Source organism: Nocardiopsis flavescens (assembly GCF_900141985.1).
Classification (GTDB): Bacteria; Actinomycetota; Actinomycetes; order Streptosporangiales; family Streptosporangiaceae; genus Nocardiopsis; species Nocardiopsis flavescens.
In genome coordinates, this window is the sequence record NZ_FQZK01000012.1 from 34,227 (window position 1) to 55,729 (window position 21,503).

Consider the following 21,503-nt stretch of genomic DNA (forward strand, 5'->3'; position numbering starts at 1 on the left):
CCCCGTTCCCGTAGGCCCCGACCCCATCAGACGACAGCGGGGCTGCGGACACCGGGGGTGGGGGAGCGGGCGCCCCGGCCCCGGGTCGGAGGGACCCCGGAAGCCGTCCGGCGGCCGTGCGCGGGTGCGGGCCTGGGTCCGGGCGTACCCGTGCTGACCTGGACCGATGAGGTGGATGTCCTTTTGGTGTAGTTTTCTCCGTTTTTAACGGGGCAATGGTGCGCCATGAAGGGTTCCTCGAAGGCACGGCGCTCGGCGCGCAGGGCGAAGTCGGACGGCGAGCGCGCCGGACGGCGGGCGGCGCGCAGCAGACCGCTCCGGTTCCTGGCGGGCCTCGGGTACGCCGCCAAGGGCCTCATCTACCTCACCATCGGCTACCTCGCCCTGCGGATCGCCTTCGGCGACTCCGGCGGCCGGGAGGCCGACAACAGCGGCGCCCTCCAGCTCATCGCCCAGGGCGACGCGGGGATGGTCGTCCTGTGGGTGGTCGCCGCCGGGCTGGGCGCCCTCACCGTGTGGCAGGCCCTGCTCGCACTGCTGGTGAAGAGCCGGGCCGGGAAGCGGGCCGCCGCCGCTGCGCAGGCCCTCACCTGCGCCGTGCTGACCTCGACCATCGTCACCTTCCTGCTCGGCCAGGGCTCCCCGCGGAGCCAGGACGGGCAGGCCGAGTCGCTCACCGCACAGCTGATGTCGCTGCCGTTCGGCCGCTGGGTGGTGGCCCTGGTCGGCCTCGCCGTCATCGGCGTGGGCGGCTACCAGGTCTGGAAGGGCGTGACCCGGCGGTTCACCCGCGACCTCGCCTTCAACGGCGCCTCCCGCGCCGTGCGCACGGCGGTCGTGTGGACCGGGACCGCGGGCATCACCACCCACGGCCTGGTCCTGGGCACCGCCGGGGCCTTCTTCATCCAGGCCGCGTGGACCTTCGACGAGGACGAGGCGCAGGGGCTGGACGGGGTCCTGCGCTCCTTCTCCGAGACCGCCGCCGGGCCCTACGCGCTGGTCGCGGTCGCCGCCGGCGTGGTCCTGTACGGCGCCTTCTGCTTCTGCCAGGCCCGCTGGCAGCGCGACTGACCCGCGCGGGGACCGGTCACAGGCCGATGGCCGATACGGGGCCCGCATAGGAGCCCGCCCCGGGGAAGCCCTCCTCCACCAGCCGCGCGAACCGCGCGCCGAAGCCGAGGCCGACCAGGTCGCCGGTCCCCGCGAAGGCGACGCCCCGGATGGGCCGGGTGTCGGGCGCGCCGCCGGCGCCGAGCGTCCCCCCGGTCCGCCGCACCTCGAAGGTCATGTGGACGACGTGCGGGCCCCGGCCGGGGCCGATGCGGTCGCACACGTACAGGAGCCGGTCCACCTCGACCTCCAGCCCCGTTTCCTCGCGCATCTCGCGCACCAGCGCGTCCCGCAGCGGCTCGCCCTCCTCGACCCGCCCCCCGGGCAGGCTCCAGCGGCGCGGGCCGCCGGTGTCCTGGTCCAGGACCAGGACCTTTCCGTCCTCCACCAGCAGGCCGGTCACCCGTACGTCCATGACCGGACCCTAGCCGCCGGGGAGGGCCGCCCGCCCGTGCCGCGGGCGGGATGGCCTGGTACGGCCAGAAAGCGATTTCGACGGTGGGAACGCCTAGAATTCCCGGATCCCGCCAACGAAACACTCGGAGAGCCGTGAACGCCCGCGAGGCCCAGGAGCACCTGGAACCGGACCCCGCCTCGGCCGACGCCCTGGTGGACCTGTCCGGCGTGGTGTGCGACGACCGCTTCGGCGGACCGCACCCGCGCTCGCTGGACCGCCTGGGCCCGGTGGTCGAGGCGCTGGTCCGCCGCACCGGCGACCGGCGGGTGCGGGTCCACGCCGTGGCGCGCCCGGACCTGGGCGGTCCGGCCGGGGGCTACCCCTCGGCGGAGCACCCGCGGCTGCTGGCGGACTGGGTCGGCCGCGGGCTGGTGGCGGAGTTCCCCGACGCGGGCGGGGCCCTGCTGGAACTCGCCGAGCTGACCGGCCTGCCGGTGGTCTCCGACGACGGGTTCGAGGAGCACCGGGAGCTGTTCCCCTGGATCCAGGGGGACACCGGGCGCTTCCTCGGCGTGCGCCGCCGGTCCGGCGGGGGCGTCTCCGTGCGGCGCCGGGACATGGGCGTGCACGCCCCCGGCGCGCGGCCCCCGCGGGCGGGCGAGCCCGGCCCCGGGGCACCCCGGCCGCTCCCGGACGGGGAGCGGCTGCCCCTGGTCCGCGCGCTCCAGCGGTCCTGGCGGTGCCCCCGGCGGCGCTGTGCCCTGTACGGCCGCGACCGGGGCGCCCCGGACCGGGTTCCGGAGCTGCGCGGGGGCCGGCCCGTCTGCGAGGAGCACGGCGCGGACCTGGTCGACGAGGGGCCCCGCGCCTCCCTCGTGGAGCTGAAGCTGCTGGTCGACGGGGAGTGCGTGCACCGGTTCACCCTGGACCGGGAGGGCGCGGTCGTCGTGGGGCGCGCCCCGGGGGAGGGCGGCATCCCCCTCCACCCGCACCTGCCCCCCGACGTGGCGGCCCGGGTCAGCCGGGCCCACCTGGAGGTGACGGTGCGCGACGGTGAGGCCCTGGTCCGCAACCTCAGCGCGAAGGGCACCTACCTGCGCGTCCGCGGCTCCGTCGACCTCCGGCGGCTCGGCGGGTCCCGGCCCCGGGTCCTGGTCGTCAACGACGTGGTCGAGCTGGTCTCGGCGGTCGCCCTGACCCGCGGCGCCCGCCGGTACCCGCCGGAGCCGGTCCGCGCCTGGCAGGCCGCCGCGCGGCGGGCCCGGGGGACCGGCGCCGGGGAGGCGCCCGCCGACGGCGGCGGGTGACGCCGGTCCCGGGCGCCCGCCCCGCTCAGCCGCGCCGGTCCCGGTCCCGGGAGCGGGCGGACACGAGGCCGTGCTCGTAGGCCGCGATGACGAGCTGCGCCCGGTCGCGGGCGTGCAGCTTGGCGAGCAGGTTCCCGATGTGGGTCTTGACGGTGCCGATGGAGATGGTCAGCGCCGCCGCGATGTCGTGGTTGGACAGTCCGCGCCCCACCAGGGTGAGCACCTCCGTCTCCCGGCCGGTGAGCACCCGCGGCCCCCGTGCCGCCGGTGGCGCGGGCCGTTCCAGGTAGTGGGCCACGAACCGGCCGAGGATGTCCGGGGCGAACAGCGACTCGCCCGCGTGGGTGCGCGCGACGGCGTCCACCAGCCGGGCGGGCTCGGCGTCCTTGAGCAGGAACCCGCTCGCCCCCGCGCCCAGCGCGGCGCGCACGTACTCGTCCAGCTCGAACATGCTGAGCACCAGGACGCGGGTGGCGGCCAGGTCCGGGTGGCCGGTGATGCGCCGGGTCGCCTCGATGCCGTCGCCGCCCGGCATGCGGATGTCCATGAGCACGACGTCCGGGCGCAGTGCCAGGGCCCGTTCGAACGCGCCCTCCCCGGTGCCGGCCTCGCCCGCCACGGCCAGGCCCGGGGCGCCGTCGATGACCAGCCGCAGGCTGTGGCGGATGAGCGGCTGGTCGTCCGCGACGAGCACGCGGACCGGGCCGGTCACCGGTCCCCGCCGTCCGGGACGGTCGCGGTCAGCCGGAAGCCGGGGCCGGAGGACCGGGGGCCCGCCGCCAGCGCGCCGCCGAGCAGGGCGAGGCGTTCGCGCAGGCCGGTCAGCCCCTGGCCGGTGCCCGGCTGGGGCCGCCAGCCCGGCGCCGGCCCGTCGTCCTCGACCGTGACCGCCACCGTCCCGCCCTCGTGTCGCACGGTGACGCGGGCGGCCACCGGGCCCGCGTGGCGGGCGGTGTTGGCCAGCCCCTCCCGCACGACGGCGCACACGGTGAGCTGCGCGCCCGCGGACACGGCACCGGCCTCGCCCAGGTCCAGGGCGGCACTGACCCCGCCGTCGCGGGCGGCCGACACCAGGGCGGGCAGGTCGCGCAGGGTCTCGGCCGGTCGCAGCCGGGCCGGTTCGGACTCCTCTCCCGGGGTCCGCAGCACCGTGAGCATGCGGCGCAGCTCGGCGGTGGCCTCCCGGCCGGCCCGCTCGATGTCGGCCAGAGCCCGCGCCCGCTCGGCCTCCCCGCCCGGCCCCGGGGCGGTGGTGCGCGCGGCGGCCGCGCGCACCGTGATCAGCCCGAGCCCGTGGGAGGCGAGGTCGTGCAGGTCGCGGGCGATGCGCAGCCGCTCGGCCTGGGCGGCGCGCTCGGCCGCCCACACGGTCAGCGCGTCCTCGTGGGCGCGCCGCTGCCGCCGCGAGTACAGCAGGGCCCACACGATCACCGCCGCGGCGGCCAGGGCGACGGCACCCGCCCCCGAGACCGCGAGGGCGCGCGGCTCCGCGCCGGTGGTGAGCATGACCAGGGCGAGCAGGGCCAGCAGGACGGCGGCGAGCGCCCCCGCGCGGGAGCGCAGCACGGGCCGGTCCGCGGCGTGCGCGACCGCGGCCCCCGTGACGTCACCCGGCCGGGCGGCCCGCGCTGTCGGTTCCATCCGGCCGAGTCTAGGTTTTCCGGGGCCGCCGCACATCCGACCACGGTCGGAGGGACCCGGGGCCGATCCCGCCCGGACAGGACCCGACCCCGGTCCGATGGCAGGGCCCGGCCCGGCCGCTGGAATGGCGGGCATGATCACGATCGAACAGCTCACCAAGCGCCGGGGCGGGCGCCTCGTCCTGGACGGGGTCGGCTTCGAGGCCCGCCCCGGCCGGGTGACGGCGTTCCTGGGCCCCAACGGCGCGGGCAAGTCCTCGACCCTGCGCGTCCTGCTCGGCCTCGACCGGGCCGACGGCGGCACCGCCCTGGTCGGCGGCCGCCCCTACCGGAGCCTGCGCGACCCGCTGCGCACGGTCGGCTCCATGCTCGACGGCTCCGGCGCGCACCGCTCCCGTACGGCCCGCGCCCATGTGGCGTGGGTCGCCCGCAGCAACGGCATCCCCCGCGGCCGCGTCGGTGAGGTGCTGGAACGCGTCGGCCTGGCCGACGCCGGGCGCCGGAGGGTCGGCCGGTACTCCCTGGGCATGGGGCAGCGCCTGGGCCTGGCCGCCGCGCTGCTGGGGGAGCCCGAGGCCCTGGTGCTGGACGAACCGGTCAACGGCCTGGACCCGGAGGGCATCCGCTGGATGCGCGGCCTGCTGCGCGGGCACGCGGACGCCGGGGGCACGGTGCTGCTGTCCAGCCACCTCATGGGCGAGGTCGCCGGGATCGCCGACGACCTCGTGGTGATCGCTGGCGGCCGGATCGCCGCGCGCGGGACGCTGGACGAGGTCACTGCGGGGCACCCGAGCCTGGAGGACGCCTTCTTCTCCCTCACCGGGGCCGCGGGCCCCGGCGGTGCCGGCGGCGCGGAGGAGGCCGGGCGATGAGCCCCGGGAACACCTTCGCCGCCGAGCTGCGCAAGGCCGCCACCCTGCCCGCGAGCGGCGTGGCCGCGGCCGTGGCGCTGCTGGGTTCGAGCCTGGTCACGGTGCTCAACTCCGTCTCCGCCCGGGTCGCCCTCGACGCCGGGCGCGCCGAGCCGGGGTCCCTCACCTCCCCCTTCGAACTCGGCTACGCGGCGGTGCCGCTGGGCACCGTCGGCGCGGTCGTCCTGGGCGTGACCGTGATGAGCAGCGAGTACACCGCCAACAGCGCCGACGCGGGCGGGGGCCGCCAGATCACCGCCACGCTGGCCGCCTCCCCGCACCGGCTGCGCCTGCTGCTGGCCAAGGCCCTGACCGTGGTGCTGGCCGTCGCCGCCACGGCGGCGGTGACGATCCCCGTCTGCGTCCTCATCGCCCGCCTGGTCGTCGGCGACGCCGCACCCGAGACCGTCGGCCCGCAGGAGATGCTGCACCGCTTCCTGGGGGCGGCGCTGTACTGGACTCTCACGGGGCTGATCGCCTTCGCCGTCACCGTGTTCACCCGCAGCGGGATCGTCCCGCTGGTGCTGCTCACCGTGAACAGCTCCCTGGTCTCGTTCTCGCTGCTGCTGACGAACGTGACCCCGCTGGCGCACTGGCTGCCCGACATGGCGGGCCGCCGGCTGTTCGGCGGGCTGGGGACCGTCGAGGGCGGGCTGGACACGGTGCCGGGTGCGATCGTGATGGCGGTGTGGACGGCGGGCCTGCTGGCGGTGGCCGCCGCGGTGTTCGCGCGGCGGGACGCGTGAGCCCGGCCGCGGCCGTGCGCGCCCCGGCGCGCCCGGCGGCGCGCCTGCTCCGCGCCACCGCCGCCGAACTCGCCAAGCTCGCCACTCTGCCGTCCGCCGTCGCCGCGGTCCTCGCCACGGCCGGGGCCGGCGCCGTGGTCTCCGCGGCCCTGGCGTGGTCGGCCGTCGACGCGGGGGAGTCCGTGTCCGCGGTCGCCGCGCTGGTCCGGGCGGTCCCGTACGTGCAGGCGGGCCTGGTGCTGGTCGGGGTGCTGGCCGTCGCCCACGAGTACGAGGGCGTGCAGGTCCGCACGACCCTGGCCGCGGTCCCGGACCGCGCGCTGCTGCTGGCGGCCAAGACCGCGGCGGCGCTGGTCGCGTCGGCGCTGACCGCGGCGGCGACGGTGGGCGCGGCGACGGCGTCGGCCGCCGCCGTCCGGCTCCTCCTGGAGGCGGGGCCCGTGCGGGAGGCGGCGGAGCCCTGGACCGCCCCGGGGGCGGTCGCCTACCTGGCGCTGGTCGGCCTGTTCTCCCACGCCGTCGCGCTGGCGCTGCGCCACCTGGTCCCGGCCCTGGTGGGGGTGCTGTCCCTGGTGCTGATCGCCTCGCCGCTGCTGGGCGGGCTCACCGAGCACGCGCGCTGGCTCCCGGACCGGGCGGGGGCGCTGCTCTACGATCCGGCCGACACCGTGCTCACCGCGGGGACGGGCGCGCTGGTGCTACTGGGCTGGACCGCGCTGGTCGGCTGCGCCGCCGCGGTCCGGTTCGCACGCGCCGACGCCTGAGCCGGGACGCCGGTCCGGGGCCGCGCCGCGCGGTGCCCGCGGCCGGGGGACCGGCGACAGCGGTGGCGCGGGCCGCGGCGGGCGCTGTTCCCGGATCCGTCCGTGCCGGGCCCGGCACGGACGGATCCGGTGCTCACCGCCTCCGCTCCCTCACTCCGGGTCCGCCGTCCCCTCGTCGGGCCGCAGGGCGCCGAGGATGAGCGAGAGCCCGAAGGCGAACCCCTCGTCGGGGTCGTACCGGTGCCCGGAGCCCTGCGCGGCGACGACCTCGGCCAGGTGGGGGTAGGCGCCCAGGGGCCCGGAGTCCAGGATGTCGCCCGCGACCTCGCGCATGCCCGCGTCGTCGGGGAAGGGCAGGCTCAGCTCCTGGAGGACGAACCCGTAGACGTAGCCGTCGACCACCGACAGCGCGCGCACGGCCAGGGGCACGGAGAACCCCCGGGAGCGCAGCACGCCCAGGAGGGTGTCGTGGCGGCGCAGGGTCGCGGGGCCGGGGTCGCCGCGCGAGTCCAGCAGCCCCACCGCCCAGGGGTGGCGGCGCAGCGCGGCGCGCACGGAGCGGGCGTGGTCGCGCACCGCGGGCCTCCAGTCGGCGGCGGGGGCGGGCAGGTCGATCTCGCGGAACACCGCGTCGACCATCCCGTCCAGGAGCGCCTCCCGGTTGGCCACGTGGTTGTAGAGCGACATCGCCTCGACGCCCAGCCGCTTGGCGACGGCCCGCATGGTGACCCCGGCCGCGCCCTGTTCGTCGGCCAGGGCGGTCGCCGCGGCGACCACCCGGTCGCGGTCCAGCCGGGGGCGCCGGGGGCGTCCGCGTTCGGCCATGGGTCTCCTCGGGCCTTGTGGAAACTTACGTGGTAAGTATAACGTGACTTACAGCGTAAGTAAGTGAGGGGAGCGGGAACATGAAGGTGTGCGTCATCGGTGCCTCGGGCAAACTCGGGCGGTACATGGTCCGGCACGCGCTGGACCGCGGATACGAGGTCGTCGGCGTCTGCCGCGAGCGCAGCGTCCCCAAGCTCGCGGACTTCGCCGACCGCATCACGGTCGTCCCGGGGGACACCGACGACCGCGAGGCGGTCCGGCGGGCCGTCGCCGGGTGCGGCGGGGTGCTGACCGTGCTGGCGCCCTGGGGGGTGCGGCAGTACTCGTCGGGCACGGCGCAGGCCGTGCTCGACCACGCCGAACCCGGTGCGCGGCTGGTGTTCTCGTGCGGCTGGCACGTCCCCCGCGACGACCGGGACCGCTACACCCGGCTGTTCAGGGCGACCGTCCGCGTGACCGCCTGGCTGGCCCGGCTCGTGCGCGCCGTCGAGATCGACGACCAGCTGGAGGCCGCCCGGCGGATCTACGCCAGCGGCCTGCGGTGGACCCTCGTCCGGGGGAGCGACCTGGAGGAGGGCGAGAGCCGGGGGCTCCCGGTGTGGAGCCGCCACGTGGGCGACCCGGTTCTCGCGAGCAACAGGACCCGCCGGGTGGACTTCGCGCTGTTCATGGTGGAGGCGCTCACCGACGATGCGCTGGTGGGCGAGGCCCCGGCCATCGTCGGCCGCGACACCCCCAGCGCCCTCGCCCACGCCGGGGAGGCCGGCGGGCGCGCGTAACGGCGGCCGGGCGCCGGCTCACCCGGCGGCCGAGAGCGCCGCCGCCACCGACTCCGGGGCGGCGGGCAGCAGGGGCAGCCGCACGTCCGGAGTGGGGATCTCGCCCCTGGCGTGCAGGACCCCCTTGATCACCGTGGGGTTGGGCTCCGCGAACAGCCGCAGGGAGAGCGGGGCCAGGCGGTGCCCGAGGGCGCGCGCCGCGGCGGCGTCGCCGTCCCGCCAGGCGGGCACCAGCCGGGCGAAGCCGGCGGTGTCCACCAGGGCCGCGGCCAGGATCCCGCCGTGGGCGCCCAGCGCCAGCAGCGGCGAGATGTACGGGTCGTCTCCGCCCAGCACCGAGAACCCGGCGGGCGGGTCGGCCAGCAGCTCCACGATGTCGGCGCCGATCCCGCCGGTCGCGGACTTGAGCCCGGCGACGCCGGGGATCGCGGCGAGGCCGCGCAGGGCCCCGACCGACAGGTGCTGGCCGGTGCGGTAGGGGATGTCGTAGACGACCAGGGGCACCGGGCTCAGCGCGGCCAGGCGCGAGAAGTGGGCGAGGACCCCGGCCTCCCCGGGGCGGACGAACGGGGGGACCACCGCCAGCGCGGCGGCGACCTCCGGCCGCCCGCCCAGCCGGTGCAGCGCCCCGGCCGAGTCCGCGCCCACCAGCAGCGGCGCCCCGTTCTCCCGGCAGACCCGGGCCGCCACCCCGACCACGGCCTCCTTCTCCGCGTCCGTCAGCGAGCCGGGCTCCCCCGTGGTGCCGAGCGCGACCAGGCCGGTGGCGCCGTCCGCGAGCAGCCGCCGGGCCAGCCGCTCCAGTGCGTCGGCGGCCACCCCGCCGGAGGCGGTGAACGGGGTGACCAGGGGGACGAAGAGACCGTTGAGTGTCATGACAGCCATCGTGGCGCGGAGAAAAGTGAAGCACCAGTTCCGATTGCTGAAGACATACGTAAGCTGAGCTGATGTTCGACATCCGCCGCCTGCGGCTGCTCCGCGACCTGGACCGGCTCGGCACCATCGCCGCCGTGGCCCGGGCCCACACCTGCACGCCGTCCGCCGTGTCCCAGCAGCTCGCGGCGCTCCAGCGGGAGGCCGGGGTCCCGCTGCTGGAGCGCCGGGGCCGCGGCGTCGCGCTCACCCCGGTGGGCGTCGCGCTCGCCGGGCACACCGAGGCCGTGCTCGCGGCGCTGGAGGCGGCCTCGGCGACCGTCGCGGCGGCGCGGACCGGCCTGACCGGGACCGTGCGCATCGGCGCGTTCCCGACCGCCGTGCACACCCTGCTCCCGGGGGCGCTGGTCGCGCTGGGCCGCGACCACCCGGGGCTCGACCTGTCCGTCACCGAGCTCGACCCGGCCGCGGTCCCCGAAGCGCTGCGCGAGCACCGGCTCGACGTCGCACTGCTGCACGACTACGACCTGGCCCCCGTTGAACCCGACCCGGCGCTGGACTCCGCGCCCCTGCTGGACGAGACGGTCTTCCTCGCGGTCCCGGAGGAGGACGCGGCGCGGGACGCCGCGGCGTCCGCGGACCCGGTCGCCGGGTTCGGGGACGCGGACTGGATCGTGGGGTCGCCGGGCACCCTCTGCCACACCGTCGCCGTGCGGGCCTGCCTGGCGGCGGGTTTCGCGCCGCGGATACGCCACCGCGTGGACGACTTCTCCGCCGTGCTGACGCTGGTCGCGGCGGGCCGGGGCGTGGCCCTGGTACCGCGGCTGGGTGTCGGCCGCCTCCCGGACGGGGTGCGCCTGCTGCCGCTGGCCGCGCGGCGCAGGACCCGGATCGCCCACCGGCGCGGGGCGGGCGGGCACCCCGCGGTCGCGGCCTGCGTACGGGCCGTCCGCGCCGCGACCGCCGCCCACCTGGAGGCCGGGGCGGGCGCGGGCGCCGACTGACCGGCCGGTTCCGGCGCGGTGACCGCTGACGTTCGCCGGGTTCGCGGCACGCCGGACGGGCGCCGCCGGATGCGCGCCGCCGGGTGGTCACCGGGCTCCAGCGCGTCCGCTCCCCGGGACAGGACCTGTTCGCCCACCGGGCGGGGGCGGCCGGCACGACGTGGGCGGCGACGACCTCAACGCCCACCTGCGCGAGGTCGCCGGGCGGGACCACACCGTCAAGGAGTTCCGCACCCGGCCACGCCACCGTCCCGGCCGCCGTCGGCGCGGCGGTCGCGCTCCCCGCCGCCGGGGGCCGGGTTCCGGGCCCGAGGCCCACGTGGTCCGCGAGGCGGCCCACCGCCTCGGCGACACCGGGGCGGTGGCGCGCGAGTCCTACATCGACCCCGGGGCCTTCCGGCTCTACGAGCGGGGGGGGTGACGGTCGCGGACGCGCTGCCCGACCCGGGGGGCGGGGTCCGCACGGGGGAGCCCGCCGCCCAGGGGGAGCGGAGGAGGCGGTGCCGCACATGCTCGACGAGCACGGCCGAGCCCCGCCGGGGGTCCTACCTGTCGGCGTCGGCGAGGGCCGCGCGGACGGCGTGGGGGAGCCGCTCCTCCAGGAAGCGCGCCATGTCCTCCTCCTCGCGCAGGACGCCGGTCAGCCGGACCGCGACCTCCTCCTCGCCCAGGGCGCGGGCGGCGGCGATGAGCGCCCGGTAGGACGCGATCTCGAAGTGCTCGGCCGCATAGTCGGCGAGGGCGTTCTTGACCAGGGTGTCGCCGGCGGGCTTGTTCGCCACGCCCTGGACGGTCCCCATCATCTCGGCGAAGAGGGTTTTCACCTTGGAGACCTTGCCCCCGAGGGCCTCCACACACGACCGCACCGTCTCGGCCTGGCGCCGCGTCTCCTCGATGTGGCGCTGGATCCGGGCGTGCACCTCGGGCTCGCCCTCGGCGTCCTTGAGGTGCCTCTTCAGGGTGTCCTCCAGGGAGCGCTCCATCGCGTAGGCGTCGTTGAGCCAGGCGATCAGCAGTTCTCGGCTCGTCATGGCATCTCCTCTTGTCGTGTTTTCTCCCGTCCTTCGGGGCCTGCGCCTACCCGGGGCGGTACACGGCAAACGACGCCTGGTGAGGGGGTGTGCGCGCACGGCGACGGGGGCCGGCCGGGCGGTCGCCGCGCCGCGGGGCCCGCCCGCGGCGCGGCGACCCCGGCATGTATGGGCCGGGACCGGGAGGGTAGTCGCCCGCCCATGAGACTCGGTGAGCGCATCCGCAGGATCGAACGCGACGACCGGCTGGACCCGGCGGTCGCCCGCCTGGACGGGGCGGCCGGACTCCTTCCCTCCGGGAGGGTGCGCGACCTGCTGCACGGGGTCTGGCTCGGCCATCCCGTCCACCCGATCATGGTGCACCTGCCGATCGGCACCTGGACGGCCGCGGTCCTGCTCGACCTGCTGCCCGGCGAGCACGCGCGGGAGTCGCGCCTGCTGATCGGGCTGGGCCTGCTGAGCGCCGCGCCCGCCGCGGTCGCCGGCCTGGCCGACTGGTCGCGGATGCACGAGCGGCAGCGGCGCACGGGAGTGGTCCACGCCGCCGCCAACGGCGTCGGCACCCTGCTGTTCGGGGCCTCCTGGCTGGCCCGCACCCGTGGCCGCCAGGGGTGGGGCAGGGCCCTGGCCCTGGCGGCGACGGGCGCCGTCGGCGTCGGCGGGATGCTCGGCGGCCACATCTCCTACCACCGCGCGGGCGGAGCCAACAGCGCCGACCACCTCATCGACCTGGTGCCCGGGGGCTGGAGCGACCTGGGCCCGTTGGAGGCGTTCCCGCAGGGGAGCCCGGGGCGGGCGGACGCCGGCGGCGTCCCCGTCGTGGTCGTGCGCACCGGGGAGGGGGTGTCCGCGCTGCTGGGCACGTGCCCCCACATGGGAGCGCCCCTGGCGGAGGGCGACCTGGTCGACGGGTGCGTGCGCTGCCCCTGGCACGGCAGCGAGTTCCGCGTGGACGACGGGAGCGTCGTGCGCGGTCCCGCCACCGCTCCGCCCGAGGTCCTGGAGACGTCCGTGGTGGACGGCCGGCTCATGGTCCGCGCGCCCGCGGCCCACTACTAGAGCGCACTCCGCGGATACGCCGCGGCGCCGCAGGCCCCGGGGCCGGGGCCGGCCCGTCGGCGGACCGTGGCTCCGCCCCGGCGCCGCGCCCCGCGGAGCCCCGCCGGACCCTGCCCGCGGTGGAGGCCGCGGCCACCGCGCCGTCCGGCCGCGGCGGTCCCCGGCCCGGCACCGGCACCGGCCCCCTCCGGCACCGACGAAAGTCGGCCGTGCGACCGACGAAAATCACGGGTCCGGCGACCCGGTGCCGTCGAAGGCGACGCCGCGAAGCGTCCCGTGGACGGATGTGCCGGCGCAGGTCGCGAACCTAGCATCGGAGGTGTTCCGGTGCTTGGGCGGCGGGACGGCGGCCGGGCACCGAGCGCGGTCGCGGCGGACGGAAGGGAACGGACATGGACCTGCTCACGCTCGCACAGGCGACCCCCGGGGAGACGGCGCTCGCCGCGTTCGGACTCACGGCGGTCCTGGTGGTGGCGGTGGCCGCGGCCGTGTTCGTCATCGCGGCGGTCATCAGCATCGTCGCCTCCCGGCTGGACCTGGGGATGAAGTTCGTCTGGCTGGTCTTCGTCGTCATCGCGCCCTTCATCGGGTCCATCCTCTGGTTCCTCGTGGGCCGCGGCCGGGTGCCCGCCTGACCGCCCCGACCCACGGCGAAGGCCCGGACACGCCCCTCGGGGGCGGCGTGTCCGGGCCTTCGCGCGCGGTGCGTCAGCTCCGCTCGGCGGTGCTGTCGGCCAGCTCCGGCTCGGACTCGGTCCCCTTCTCCGCCTCCTGCGCGTGCAGGTGGCGGTTCTCCAGGGAGGCGCCCTCCACGTCGATGTCGGGCAGCAGCCGGTCCAGCCAGCGGGGCAGCCACCAGGCGGCGTCGCCCGCCAGGTGCATGAGCGCCGGGACCAGCAGCATCCGCACGACGAACGCGTCGATGAGCACGCCGAAGGCGAGCGCGAAGCCGATCGAGCTGATCATCACCGAGTGCGAGAACACGAACCCGCCGAACACCGAGATCATGATGATCGCCGCGGCCGTCACCACCGAGCGCCCGGCCCGGAAGCCCTGCACCACGGCGGTGCGGGAGGGCGCGCCGTGCACGAACGCCTCGCGCATGCCCGTGCCGATGAAGAGCATGTAGTCCATCGCCAGGCCGAACAGGATGCCGGCCAGGATGGTGGGCAGGAAGTTCAGCACCGGACCGCTGTTCTCCAGCCCGATGAGGCCGCCCAGCCACCCCCACTGGTAGACGGCCACCACGCCGCCCAGCGACGCGAAGAACGACAGGATGAACCCGAGCGTGGCCACGACCGGCACGAACACCGACCGGAACACCAGCAGCAGGATCACCAGCGACATGCCCACGACCACGGTCAGGTAGGTCGGCAGCGCGTCGTTGAGGGTCTCGGAGATGTCGATGTTCCCGCTGGCCACACCGGCGACCCCCAGCACCCCGGTGCCCTTGATCGGCTCCAGTTCCCGCAGGTTGTGCACGAGCCGCTCGGTGGACTCGCTGGTGGGCCCGTCCACCGGGACCACCTGGAAGGCGGCGTAGGCGAAGTCGTCGGAGGTCGCGATCGGCGCCACGGCCGCCACGTCGTCGAAGGCGTAGATCTCCTCGGCGATCAGCGCCTGGTCCCGCTCGGCGTTCAGCTCGGCGGACTCCTCGTCGGGGCCGCCGGTGAGGCGCCCGATCACCAGCAGGGTGCCGTTGCTCCCGGCGTTGAACTCCTCCTCCACGATGGTGTGCGCCCGGTACTGGGTGGAGTCGGTGGGCTCGGAGGAGCCGTCGGGCATGCCCAGCCGCAGGTCGAGGGCGGGCAGGGCGACGACCACCAGGGCGGCCACGGCGACGGCGGCCCGCAGCAGGGCGGAGCCGTTCGACATCGGCCGCACCGCCTCCGCCGCGGTCGCCCCGCCCGCGGACGCGCGCTCGGCGAGGCGGGCGCGCTCGCGGCGCGACAGGATGCTCGCGCCGATCAGCGACAGCAGCGCCGGGACCAGGGTGACCGCGACGATGACGGCGATGGCGATGGCCACGGCACCCATGGTGCCCATGAGCCCCAGGAAGCCGATGCCGGTGAGGTTCAGGCCCAGCAGCGCGATGAGAACGGTCGTCCCGGCGAACACCACCGCGTTGCCCGCGGTCCCGTTGGCCAGGCCGATGGACTCCTGGACCTCCACGCCCTGCTTGAGCTGGCGCCGGTGGCGGTTGATGATGAACAGCGCGTAGTCGATGCCCACGGCCAGGCCCAGCATCAGGCCCAGGATCGGCGTCACGGACGCCATCTCCAGCACCCCGGACAGGGACATCGCGACCAGGGTGGCGATGCCGACGCCGACCAGCGCGGTCAGCAGCGGCAGCCCCGCGCCCACCAGGGTCCCCAGCATCACCACCAGGACGACGGCGGCCACGACCACGCCGACCACCTCGGCCGGGCCGAACAGGGTGGGCAGGCTCTGGGCCAGGTCGCTGTTGAAGTCCACGGTGGTGCCGGGGACCGGGTCGCCCTCGAAGACCGCCATCACGGCGTCGCGGGTCTCCTGGGGGACGTCCATCTGCTGGTCGGTGAACGCGATCATCACCATGGCGGTGTCGCCGTCCTCGGACACCATGCCCAGCTCGGAGGACATCTCCATCAGGGCCTCGCCCTGCTCGATCCTCTCCATGCCCGCGTCGAGCTCGGCCTGCTGGCCCTCGAACGCGCCGGCGGTCTGCTCCAGGGTCCCGTCGGCCTCGGCCGCGGCGCGGGCCGCGTCGAGCAGCTCCTGCCCGGCCTCGGCCTCCTCGCGGCCCTCTTCGAGCTCGGCGGCGCCCTCGGCGCGCTCGACCTCGGTGGCGAACGGGTCGACCGCCTCGGAGACGCCCGGCAGGTCGGCCGCCCGCTCCGCGCGGTCGACGATCGCCTCCCGCTGCTCGTCGGTGAGCTCCGAGCCGTCCTCGGTCCGGTAGACCACGGCCCCCGAGCCGCCGTCCATGCCGGAGAACTCCTGTGCCAGGAGCTGGGTCACCTCGTCGGTGGGCGTGCCGGGGATGGAGAAGCCACCCTCCAGCTCGCCGGAGAAGAGGAAGAACGCGGCGCCGGACGCCACGAGCAGTGACACCCAGATCGCGATGACGGTGCGGGCGCGGTGTGCGCTCGCCCGCCCGAGTCTGTAGAGCAGTTCAGCCATGAATGTGCCTTCGCCGAAGGTGAGGAGAGCAGGGAGGGGGCCCGGGGGGAGGAGCGCGGTGCGCTCAGGCCGTGCGGATCGAGCCGTAGCCGTCGCGGGTGACGGAGAGGATGCGCTCCAGGAGCGCGGACCAGACCCGGCGTGATTCGTCGTCCAGGGAGCCGCCGGTGATCTGCTCCCAGTGGCCGACGATGACCGCGCCGCCGCCGATGATCGCGCCGCACATGAGGTCGACCACGAGGGGGTCGGCCTGCGGGTGGCGGCGCAGCACGATGGCCGACAGCCGGGTGCCCACGTCGGTCATCGCCAGTTCGAACAGCGCCGCCCGGCTGGCCGAGGGCGTGTCGCCCCCCTGCCGGACGAAGTGTTTGAGCCGGGTGATGGGGGTGAGCAGGTCGGTGCCGCGGATGGCGTCGGCCAGTGAGTCGAAGATGTTCGCCGCGTCGTCGTCGCCGTCCGGCGCCGCGTCGAGATTGGCGCCGATGCCGTCGACGATCTCCTCCAGCATGCGGCCGAACACCTCGAGGAGGATGTCGTCCAGCGAGCGGAAGTGGTTGAACACGGTCCGCCGGGAGACGTCGGCGCGCTCGGCGAGCCGGTCGACGGTGAACCCGGTGTCCCCGCGCTCGGCCGTCAGCGCGGCGGCGGCGTCGACGATGGCCCGGCGGTGGCGGGACTTGAGGGCCTCGCGCCGGTCGGCCGGGGGTGGGTCGGGACGAACTTTCACGGTTCCACGCTAGGCACCCGGGTGCACTGAGTGCAACGACGCACTGAGTGCACCATGTCACATTCGCCGGATTCGGGCTTGACGCGAGGTGTGCGGCATACGTTCTCCCCGCTGTCGGTGCCCGCCCCTAGCCTTCCGGGAAAGGACACGGGGCGAGCGGAGGAGGCGGCATGGGAGCGAAGACGGGCCTGCTGGTGTACGCGGACGGCGACACCGCGGAACTGCTGCGGGGGGTGCCCCCGGGTATGCCCGACCGGGACCCGACGGACGCCCTGGTGCGGCGCCTGTACCCGGGGGCCGCGGTCGAACCGGCCGGGCGGGCCGTGCTGGGCGAGGGCGTGTACCCGCCGCCGGGCACCGTGTGCGCTGGGGCCTGGCCCGGGGTGGAGGTGGTCGCCGACCAGGGGTTCATGATCGACCGGCCCTCGGAGCTGCCCGCCCGCCTGCTCGCCGCGGGCGCGGGGCGGCGGCTCGTCCTGCACGCCATGCACAGCGTGGTGGACTGGCTGGCCTTCGCCGTCTGGGAGGACGGCCGCCTGGTGCGCTCCCTCAGCCTGTCCCCGGACGGGGGCGTGGAGGAGGACCTCGGCGAGCCGCTGCCGTTCGAGGCCCCCTACCTGGCCGGGGAGCGCGCCGTCGACGCCGCGCCCTGGCCCGGGGAGGAGCCGCGGCCCTACCCCCTGCCCTTCCACCCGCTGGAGCTGGGAGAGGACGCGCTGCGCGCCCTGTGCGGATTCGTCCTGGAGGGCGTCCCCGACCCGGGGGACGCGGACTCCGACGCGGTGGGCCTGCGCCGCTACCGGGTCCCCGGCGCCGGATAGGGGACGGGGCCGCCCCGCGCCCGCCGCGCCCGTGCGCGGGTCCCGGCGCCGCCCCGGTGACGGCACGGCGGACCCCGGTGGGGTGGTCCGCGCGGTCCGCCCGTCCGCCTCGCGCGTTCCTGCCCTCCTCGCGCGGCCCCGTCCGCCTCGCGCGGCCCCGTCCGCCTCGCGCGGCCCCGTCCGCCGCACGGCGCGGGCTCCCCGCGGAAGGGGGCGGTTCGGTAGCGTTGGCCCCCGGCCGCACCCCCTGGAGGGCCCATGTCCGCCTCGCCCGCGCCGGTCCGCAACTGGGCCGGGAACCTCACCTACGCCAGCCCCCGCATCCACCGGCCCGCCGACCACGGGGCCCTGGCCGCCCTGGTCCGCGACACCCCGCGCATCCGGGCGCTGGGCAGCGGCCACTCGTTCAACCGGGTCGCCGACTCCGACCACGACCTCGTGCGCCTGGACGGGCTCCCGCGGGAGGTCGCGGTCGACCGGGAGTCCTCCACCGTCACCGTCTCCGCCGGGACCCGCTACGCCGACCTCGCCGCCGAGCTGCACCGGCGGGGGCTCGCCCTGGCCAACCTGGCCTCGCTGCCGCACATCTCGGTGGCCGGGTCCTGCGCCACCGGCACCCACGGCTCCGGGAACGGGCTGCGCTGCCTGGCCGCCGCCGTCCGCGGGATCGAGCTCCTGGGGCCCGACGGGGAGGCGGTGCGGCTGGCCCGCGACACCGACCCGGACGTCCTGCCCGGCGCGGTGGTGGCGCTGGGCCTGCTCGGCGTGGTCACCCGCCTCACCCTGGAGGTGGAGCCCGCCTTCGAGGTCTCCCAGCGGGTCCGGCTCGACGTGCCGCTGGAGGAGGTCGCCGCGGACGCCGACGCCGTGTTCGGCTCCGCGTACAGCGTCAGCCTGTTCACCGACTGGAACGGGGACGCCGGCCGGGTCTGGCTCAAGCACCGCGAGGGCGACCCGGCGGGCGGGTGGTCCGGCGGGCGTCCGGCGGACACCCCGCAGCACCCGGTGCCGGGGATGCCGGCCGGGCCCGCCACCGAGCAGCTGGGCGCGCCCGGCCCGTGGTTCGAGCGGCTGCCGCACTTCCGGCCCGGGTTCACGCCGAGTGCGGGGGAGGAGTTGCAGTCGGAGTTCTACCTGCCCCGGTCCGCCGCCGCGGCGGCCTTCGCCGCCCTGCGCGGGCTGGGCGACCGCATCGCCCCGGTGCTGTACGTCTCCGAGGTGCGCACGGTCCGCGGCGACGACCTGTGGCTGAGCCCGGCGTACGGGCGCGACTCGATCGCCTTCCACTTCACCTGGCGGCGGGACCCGGAGGCGGTGGCCCCGGTGCTCGCGGCGGTCGAGGAGCGGCTGGCCCCCCTGGGGGCGCTCCCGCACTGGGGCAAGCTCGCCACGCTGCCCCCGCAGGAGGTTGCCGCCTCCTACGAGCGGGCCGCCGACTTCGCCGACCTGCTGGAGCGGTTCGACCCGCGGGGGAAGTTCCGCAACGCCTTCGCGGACCTGTACTTCCCCCGCGACTGACCCTCAGCCGTCGATGCGGACGCGTCGGGAGCCGCCGTCGGACAGGAACGCCGACAGGTCCTCCGCGCCCGCGGCCACGGCGTCCCGCTCCGCCCCGGTGAACGGGCGCAGCGGGGCGACGGACACGGTGCCGTCCGCGGCCGTCCAGGTCGCGGCGACCCGGCCGTCCACCAGCACCATCCGCGCGCCCTCGACGGAGAGGCCGCGGTGCGCGTCGTCGATGATCCGGCCGCGGTGGTGGTAGCCGAGCACGGCGTTGTCGAACGCGGGGAGGAAGCGCACGGGGGCGGGCGTGCCGGGGTCCGGGCGCGGCGCGCCGGGCAGGTCCAGCAGCTCCCGGCCGTGCGCGTCGCGGAAGGACACCAGCTCCCCGCGGACCGCGGCCACCGCCGCGGGGAGCCCGGCCAGGCCGCACCAGGACCGCAGGTCGGTGGAGGTGGCGGGGCCGTAGGCGGCGAGGTAGCGCCGGACCAGCGCGCGGCCGACCGGGTCGGTGCCGTCCGGGTCGTGCGGGGCGGGCCCGCGGCCGGTCCAGGCCTCCAGCGGGGCGTTGCGCACCCCGCCGCGGGTGCGCCACAGCCCGCGCGGCGGCGTCTGTACGACCGGGATGAGGGCGGAGACCAGCATCTCGCCCAGGGCCCGCCGGTAGGTGCCGGGCCAGCGGTCGGCGACGGCCTCCACGAGTTCGGCCATGGTGCGCGGCTCGCCGTCGGCCAGCACCGCGCGGCCCGCCGCGTCCAGCTCGTCCAGGTCGACGCCCTCCAGTTCCCGGCGGTAGGTGGCGGCGACCTTCTGGCGCAGCATGGCGCCGAACCGGGAGCGCCAGGCCAGCGCGTCCTCCGTGGCCACCAGGTGGACGGTGCGGCGCATGAGGTGGACCCGCACCACGCGGCGCCCGGTCAGCAGGTCCGACAGCTCCGACGCCTCGAACCCGCGCATCCGGGTCCACAGCCCGACGAACGGCTCCTGCGGCTCCTGCGCCTGGAGCCCGCACAGGTGGGAGACCAGGTCCAGGGCCGACCGGTCGGAGGGTGCGAGCAGGGCCTGCCGGGCGAGCGCGGCGCGGTTGAGCGCCCGGTCGTCCAGAACGGTCATGGGTGTACCTCCGTGCGTCGCTCCCGGGCCGTGCCGGGACGCCGCGTCCCCCGCGGCCGGGACACCACCCTCGCAGGGGAAGAGGTCGGGAACGGTCCTCTACTTCCCGGGGCGTGCCGGGATCTCAGGGGCGGAACAGGAACTCCCCGGCCAGGCCCACGGCCTCCAGGCGGGTGCGGCCGGGATGGTCCACGGCGACGAAGTGGCGGCCGATCGCCAGCGCGAACGCGAGCGTGCAGCGCGCCTCGACCTCGTCGGGGTCGTCGACGAAGGCGGCGAACATCGAGCGCAGGAAGTCCATCCGCGTGTTGTCGACCCGGCGCAGCCGCGCGGCGACCTCCGGGTCCCGGCGGGCCCACTCGCGGACGGCCAGGTCGATCCGGTGCACCTCCTCGGTGAAGGTCAGCAGCCCGGCGCGGCGGATCTTCTCGACGGGGCCGCCGCCCTCGGCCTCGACCCGGGCCAGGACGTCGTCGGTGCAGCGGCGCTCCCACTCGTCGAGGAGTTCGGCGAGCAGCGCGGGGCGGCCGTCGAAGTACCCGTAGAACCCGCCCTTGGTCACGCCGAGCCGCGCGGCCAGGGCCTCGACCCGGACGGCCTCCGGGCCTCCCCGGGAGAGGGCGTCGAGTCCGGCTTCGATCCAGCGGCTGCGCGGGGTCCGTGCGGTGGGCGGCACCTGGTCACCTGTTCCCGGGGGGTGTTGCGGCGGTCTTCTGTACGCTACCGTACATAAGAGATATACGGATGCGTATAGAACGGGGTGCGGCCATGGGCGCGCGAAATCCGGGCACGGTGATGCTGCGCTGGGCGAGCGTCGTCATGCTCGTCCTGGGAGTGGGGCACCTGGCCCTGCTGACGCTCTTCTCCGGGGCGGACATGGCCGCTTGGGTCGGGCGGGGGCTCTGGGCGGCCGTCCCGCTGGAGCTGGGCGGGGCCGAACCCTCGGCCGCGTACCTGCGCAACGAGGTCGCCTTCTGGGCCGGGCCCGGGAGCTTCGCCGTCCCCCTGGCCCTGCTGGGCGCCCTGGTCTGGAACCTCGCCGGGCGCGGCGTCGCGGTCCCCGCCTGGGTCGGCTGGACCCTGGCGGCGTGGTGCCTGGCCGGCGGCGTCCTGCTCGTGCCCTCCCCCTACTTCGCCGGGGTCGCCGCGGGCCTGCTCATCGTGCTGGCGGCCCGCCGTGACCGCGCCCGCGGACGGCGGGGCCCCGCTCCGGGCGCCCCGGCCGGCCCCCGGCCGCCCGGGGCGTGACCCGTCCCCGCACGGGTGTCGGTGACCTCCGGCAGGATCGTGCCATGGACGAGAACACCTTCTGGCGGCTGGTCGACGAGGGCCGGGCCGCCGCCCCCGGCCCCGATCCCGACGGGGACCACCTGGCCGGATACCTCGTCGAGAGGCTGTCCGGCGGACCGGTGGCCGACGTCGCCGGGTTCGCCGAGCGCCTCTCCGAGTTCCTGTACCGGCTGGACCGGCGCGAGTACGGCGAGGAGCTGTCCTCCGACGCGTTCCTGTACACCCGTGCAGCGGTCGTCGCGGACGGCCGCGAGGCCTACGAGGACGTGCTGGCCGACCCGGTGCTCTTCGTCCCCTACGCCGAGGAGCTGATCTGGGCCGAGTCCCTGCTCTACGTGCCGGACCGGGCCTACGCCCGCCTCACCGGCGAGGAGTGGCGGCGCGAGACCCGGTACTCCTACGAGTCCTACTCCAACCGCGAGGGGTGGGGGAGCGGGGACTGAG

The 21,503-nt window shown here is 76.4% G+C and carries 24 protein-coding genes; 14 read left to right on the forward strand and 10 right to left on the reverse strand.

Features of this window, described 5'->3' with window-relative positions:
* Window positions 1–225: 225 nt before the first annotated feature.
* The gene (locus BUE45_RS19125; RefSeq protein WP_084737509.1) at window positions 226–1,071 is read left to right on the forward strand and encodes a DUF1206 domain-containing protein; all 846 of its coding nucleotides are present in this window, start codon (window positions 226–228) and stop codon (window positions 1,069–1,071) included.
* Between the two features lie 16 nt (window positions 1,072–1,087).
* On the opposite strand, the gene BUE45_RS19130 is transcribed toward BUE45_RS19125, so the two are convergent.
* Entirely contained in the window at window positions 1,088–1,525 is a 438-nt protein-coding gene (locus BUE45_RS19130; protein WP_178378581.1) for an NUDIX domain-containing protein, read from the reverse strand.
* A gap of 134 nt (window positions 1,526–1,659) precedes the next feature.
* On the opposite strand from BUE45_RS19130, the gene BUE45_RS19135 reads away from it, so the two are divergent.
* Complete coding sequence (locus BUE45_RS19135; protein ID WP_073380734.1) at window positions 1,660–2,814, forward strand: FHA domain-containing protein; 1,155 nt, start codon at window positions 1,660–1,662, stop codon at window positions 2,812–2,814.
* Between the two features lie 25 nt (window positions 2,815–2,839).
* On the opposite strand, the gene BUE45_RS19140 is transcribed toward BUE45_RS19135, so the two are convergent.
* Complete coding sequence (locus BUE45_RS19140; protein WP_073380735.1) at window positions 2,840–3,526, reverse strand: response regulator; 687 nt, start codon at window positions 3,524–3,526, stop codon at window positions 2,840–2,842.
* On the reverse strand, window positions 3,523–4,455 hold the full coding sequence (locus tag BUE45_RS19145) for a sensor histidine kinase (protein WP_084737514.1): 933 nt from the start codon (window positions 4,453–4,455) through the stop codon (window positions 3,523–3,525). The genes BUE45_RS19140 and BUE45_RS19145 overlap by 4 nt, the downstream gene beginning before the upstream one ends.
* 133 nt (window positions 4,456–4,588) lie before the next feature.
* Between BUE45_RS19145 and BUE45_RS19150 the strand changes: the two genes are divergently transcribed.
* From BUE45_RS19150 to BUE45_RS19160, 3 genes are read left to right on the forward strand one after another with little or no spacing between them, the layout of a single operon-like run.
* On the forward strand, window positions 4,589–5,326 hold the full coding sequence (locus tag BUE45_RS19150; protein ID WP_073380736.1) for an ABC transporter ATP-binding protein: 738 nt from the start codon (window positions 4,589–4,591) through the stop codon (window positions 5,324–5,326).
* Window positions 5,323–6,111, forward strand: coding sequence for an ABC transporter permease (locus tag BUE45_RS33890; RefSeq protein ID WP_073380737.1), 789 nt, complete (start codon window positions 5,323–5,325; stop codon window positions 6,109–6,111). Before BUE45_RS19150 ends, BUE45_RS33890 begins: the two co-directional genes overlap by 4 nt.
* Entirely contained in the window at window positions 6,108–6,875 is a 768-nt protein-coding gene (locus tag BUE45_RS19160; protein WP_073380738.1) for a hypothetical protein, read from the forward strand. Before BUE45_RS33890 ends, BUE45_RS19160 begins: the two co-directional genes overlap by 4 nt.
* A 150-nt stretch (window positions 6,876–7,025) precedes the next feature.
* Here the strand turns inward: BUE45_RS19160 and BUE45_RS19165 are convergent, their stop codons facing one another.
* Window positions 7,026–7,700: a TetR/AcrR family transcriptional regulator gene (locus tag BUE45_RS19165; protein ID WP_073380739.1), complete on the reverse strand. Its 675-nt coding sequence runs from the start codon at window positions 7,698–7,700 to the stop codon at window positions 7,026–7,028.
* 80 nt (window positions 7,701–7,780) lie between these two features.
* Between BUE45_RS19165 and BUE45_RS19170 the strand changes: the two genes are divergently transcribed.
* The gene (locus tag BUE45_RS19170; RefSeq protein ID WP_073380740.1) at window positions 7,781–8,479 is read left to right on the forward strand and encodes an NAD(P)-dependent oxidoreductase; all 699 of its coding nucleotides are present in this window, start codon (window positions 7,781–7,783) and stop codon (window positions 8,477–8,479) included.
* 18 nt (window positions 8,480–8,497) lie between these two features.
* On the opposite strand, the gene BUE45_RS19175 is transcribed toward BUE45_RS19170, so the two are convergent.
* Window positions 8,498–9,355, reverse strand: coding sequence for a dihydrodipicolinate synthase family protein (locus BUE45_RS19175; RefSeq protein ID WP_073380741.1), 858 nt, complete (start codon window positions 9,353–9,355; stop codon window positions 8,498–8,500).
* A gap of 71 nt (window positions 9,356–9,426) precedes the next feature.
* Between BUE45_RS19175 and BUE45_RS19180 the strand changes: the two genes are divergently transcribed.
* Together BUE45_RS19180 and BUE45_RS19185 are read left to right on the forward strand one after the other, a co-directional pair.
* Window positions 9,427–10,356, forward strand: coding sequence for a LysR family transcriptional regulator (locus tag BUE45_RS19180; RefSeq protein WP_073380742.1), 930 nt, complete (start codon window positions 9,427–9,429; stop codon window positions 10,354–10,356).
* A gap of 160 nt (window positions 10,357–10,516) precedes the next feature.
* Window positions 10,517–10,777 (forward strand): hypothetical protein, encoded by a 261-nt coding sequence (locus tag BUE45_RS19185; protein ID WP_073380743.1) that lies wholly within the window; start codon window positions 10,517–10,519, stop codon window positions 10,775–10,777.
* 124 nt (window positions 10,778–10,901) lie between these two features.
* On the opposite strand, the gene BUE45_RS19190 is transcribed toward BUE45_RS19185, so the two are convergent.
* A complete protein-coding gene (locus tag BUE45_RS19190; RefSeq protein WP_073380744.1) occupies window positions 10,902–11,387 on the reverse strand; it encodes a YciE/YciF ferroxidase family protein in 486 nt (161 codons plus the stop codon).
* 201 nt (window positions 11,388–11,588) lie between these two features.
* On the opposite strand from BUE45_RS19190, the gene BUE45_RS19195 reads away from it, so the two are divergent.
* Window positions 11,589–12,446: a Rieske (2Fe-2S) protein gene (locus tag BUE45_RS19195; protein ID WP_073380745.1), complete on the forward strand. Its 858-nt coding sequence runs from the start codon at window positions 11,589–11,591 to the stop codon at window positions 12,444–12,446.
* A gap of 392 nt (window positions 12,447–12,838) precedes the next feature.
* A complete protein-coding gene (locus BUE45_RS19200) occupies window positions 12,839–13,081 on the forward strand; it encodes a PLD nuclease N-terminal domain-containing protein (RefSeq protein ID WP_073380746.1) in 243 nt (80 codons plus the stop codon).
* Between the two features lie 73 nt (window positions 13,082–13,154).
* On the opposite strand, the gene BUE45_RS19205 is transcribed toward BUE45_RS19200, so the two are convergent.
* Together BUE45_RS19205 and BUE45_RS19210 are read right to left on the reverse strand one after the other, a co-directional pair.
* On the reverse strand, window positions 13,155–15,608 hold the full coding sequence (locus BUE45_RS19205; RefSeq protein ID WP_073380747.1) for an MMPL family transporter: 2,454 nt from the start codon (window positions 15,606–15,608) through the stop codon (window positions 13,155–13,157).
* 64 nt (window positions 15,609–15,672) lie between these two features.
* Window positions 15,673–16,335, reverse strand: a complete 663-nt coding sequence (locus tag BUE45_RS19210; protein ID WP_073380748.1) for a TetR/AcrR family transcriptional regulator — start codon at window positions 16,333–16,335, stop codon at window positions 15,673–15,675.
* A gap of 170 nt (window positions 16,336–16,505) precedes the next feature.
* Here BUE45_RS19210 and BUE45_RS19215 point away from each other — a divergent pair, with 170 nt between their 5' ends.
* Complete coding sequence (locus BUE45_RS19215) at window positions 16,506–17,156, forward strand: DUF6928 family protein (protein ID WP_073380749.1); 651 nt, start codon at window positions 16,506–16,508, stop codon at window positions 17,154–17,156.
* Between the two features lie 258 nt (window positions 17,157–17,414).
* Complete coding sequence (locus BUE45_RS19220) at window positions 17,415–18,674, forward strand: FAD-binding protein (RefSeq protein ID WP_073380750.1); 1,260 nt, start codon at window positions 17,415–17,417, stop codon at window positions 18,672–18,674.
* A gap of 3 nt (window positions 18,675–18,677) precedes the next feature.
* Here BUE45_RS19220 and BUE45_RS19225 read toward each other — a convergent pair whose 3' ends face one another.
* The gene (locus BUE45_RS19225; RefSeq protein ID WP_073380751.1) at window positions 18,678–19,769 is read right to left on the reverse strand and encodes a winged helix DNA-binding domain-containing protein; all 1,092 of its coding nucleotides are present in this window, start codon (window positions 19,767–19,769) and stop codon (window positions 18,678–18,680) included.
* A 124-nt stretch (window positions 19,770–19,893) separates the two neighbouring features.
* On the reverse strand, window positions 19,894–20,445 hold the full coding sequence (locus BUE45_RS19230) for a TetR/AcrR family transcriptional regulator (RefSeq protein ID WP_073380752.1): 552 nt from the start codon (window positions 20,443–20,445) through the stop codon (window positions 19,894–19,896).
* 92 nt (window positions 20,446–20,537) lie between these two features.
* On the opposite strand from BUE45_RS19230, the gene BUE45_RS19235 reads away from it, so the two are divergent.
* Both BUE45_RS19235 and BUE45_RS19240 read left to right on the forward strand, forming a co-directional pair.
* Entirely contained in the window at window positions 20,538–21,017 is a 480-nt protein-coding gene (locus BUE45_RS19235) for a DUF6463 family protein (protein WP_218619570.1), read from the forward strand.
* 44 nt (window positions 21,018–21,061) lie between these two features.
* Window positions 21,062–21,502: a DUF4240 domain-containing protein gene (locus BUE45_RS19240; protein ID WP_073380753.1), complete on the forward strand. Its 441-nt coding sequence runs from the start codon at window positions 21,062–21,064 to the stop codon at window positions 21,500–21,502.
* Window position 21,503: the final 1 nt, after the last annotated feature.

Excerpts from the sequence above, each read along its gene's own strand:
- BUE45_RS19220 (WP_073380750.1), top strand. The coding sequence starts at position 17,415 with ATGTCCGCCTCGCCCGCGCCGGTCCGCAACTGGGCCGGGAACCTCACC.
- BUE45_RS19240 (WP_073380753.1), top strand. The coding sequence starts at position 21,062 with ATGGACGAGAACACCTTCTGGCGGCTGGTCGACGAGGGCCGGGCCGCC.
- BUE45_RS19170 (WP_073380740.1), top strand. The coding sequence starts at position 7,781 with ATGAAGGTGTGCGTCATCGGTGCCTCGGGCAAACTCGGGCGGTACATG.
- BUE45_RS19165 (WP_073380739.1), bottom strand. The coding sequence starts at position 7,700 with ATGGCCGAACGCGGACGCCCCCGGCGCCCCCGGCTGGACCGCGACCGG.
- BUE45_RS33890 (WP_073380737.1), top strand. The coding sequence starts at position 5,323 with ATGAGCCCCGGGAACACCTTCGCCGCCGAGCTGCGCAAGGCCGCCACC.
- BUE45_RS19125 (WP_084737509.1), top strand. The coding sequence starts at position 226 with ATGAAGGGTTCCTCGAAGGCACGGCGCTCGGCGCGCAGGGCGAAGTCG.
- BUE45_RS19180 (WP_073380742.1), top strand. The coding sequence starts at position 9,427 with ATGTTCGACATCCGCCGCCTGCGGCTGCTCCGCGACCTGGACCGGCTC.
- BUE45_RS19145 (WP_084737514.1), bottom strand. The coding sequence starts at position 4,455 with ATGGAACCGACAGCGCGGGCCGCCCGGCCGGGTGACGTCACGGGGGCC.
- BUE45_RS19190 (WP_073380744.1), bottom strand. The coding sequence starts at position 11,387 with ATGACGAGCCGAGAACTGCTGATCGCCTGGCTCAACGACGCCTACGCG.
- BUE45_RS19150 (WP_073380736.1), top strand. The coding sequence starts at position 4,589 with ATGATCACGATCGAACAGCTCACCAAGCGCCGGGGCGGGCGCCTCGTC.
- BUE45_RS19205 (WP_073380747.1), bottom strand. The coding sequence starts at position 15,608 with ATGGCTGAACTGCTCTACAGACTCGGGCGGGCGAGCGCACACCGCGCC.
- BUE45_RS19200 (WP_073380746.1), top strand. The coding sequence starts at position 12,839 with ATGGACCTGCTCACGCTCGCACAGGCGACCCCCGGGGAGACGGCGCTC.
- BUE45_RS19215 (WP_073380749.1), top strand. The coding sequence starts at position 16,506 with ATGGGAGCGAAGACGGGCCTGCTGGTGTACGCGGACGGCGACACCGCG.
- BUE45_RS19225 (WP_073380751.1), bottom strand. The coding sequence starts at position 19,769 with ATGACCGTTCTGGACGACCGGGCGCTCAACCGCGCCGCGCTCGCCCGG.
- BUE45_RS19175 (WP_073380741.1), bottom strand. The coding sequence starts at position 9,355 with ATGACACTCAACGGTCTCTTCGTCCCCCTGGTCACCCCGTTCACCGCC.
- BUE45_RS19195 (WP_073380745.1), top strand. The coding sequence starts at position 11,589 with ATGAGACTCGGTGAGCGCATCCGCAGGATCGAACGCGACGACCGGCTG.
- BUE45_RS19235 (WP_218619570.1), top strand. The coding sequence starts at position 20,538 with ATGGGCGCGCGAAATCCGGGCACGGTGATGCTGCGCTGGGCGAGCGTC.
- BUE45_RS19130 (WP_178378581.1), bottom strand. The coding sequence starts at position 1,525 with ATGGACGTACGGGTGACCGGCCTGCTGGTGGAGGACGGAAAGGTCCTG.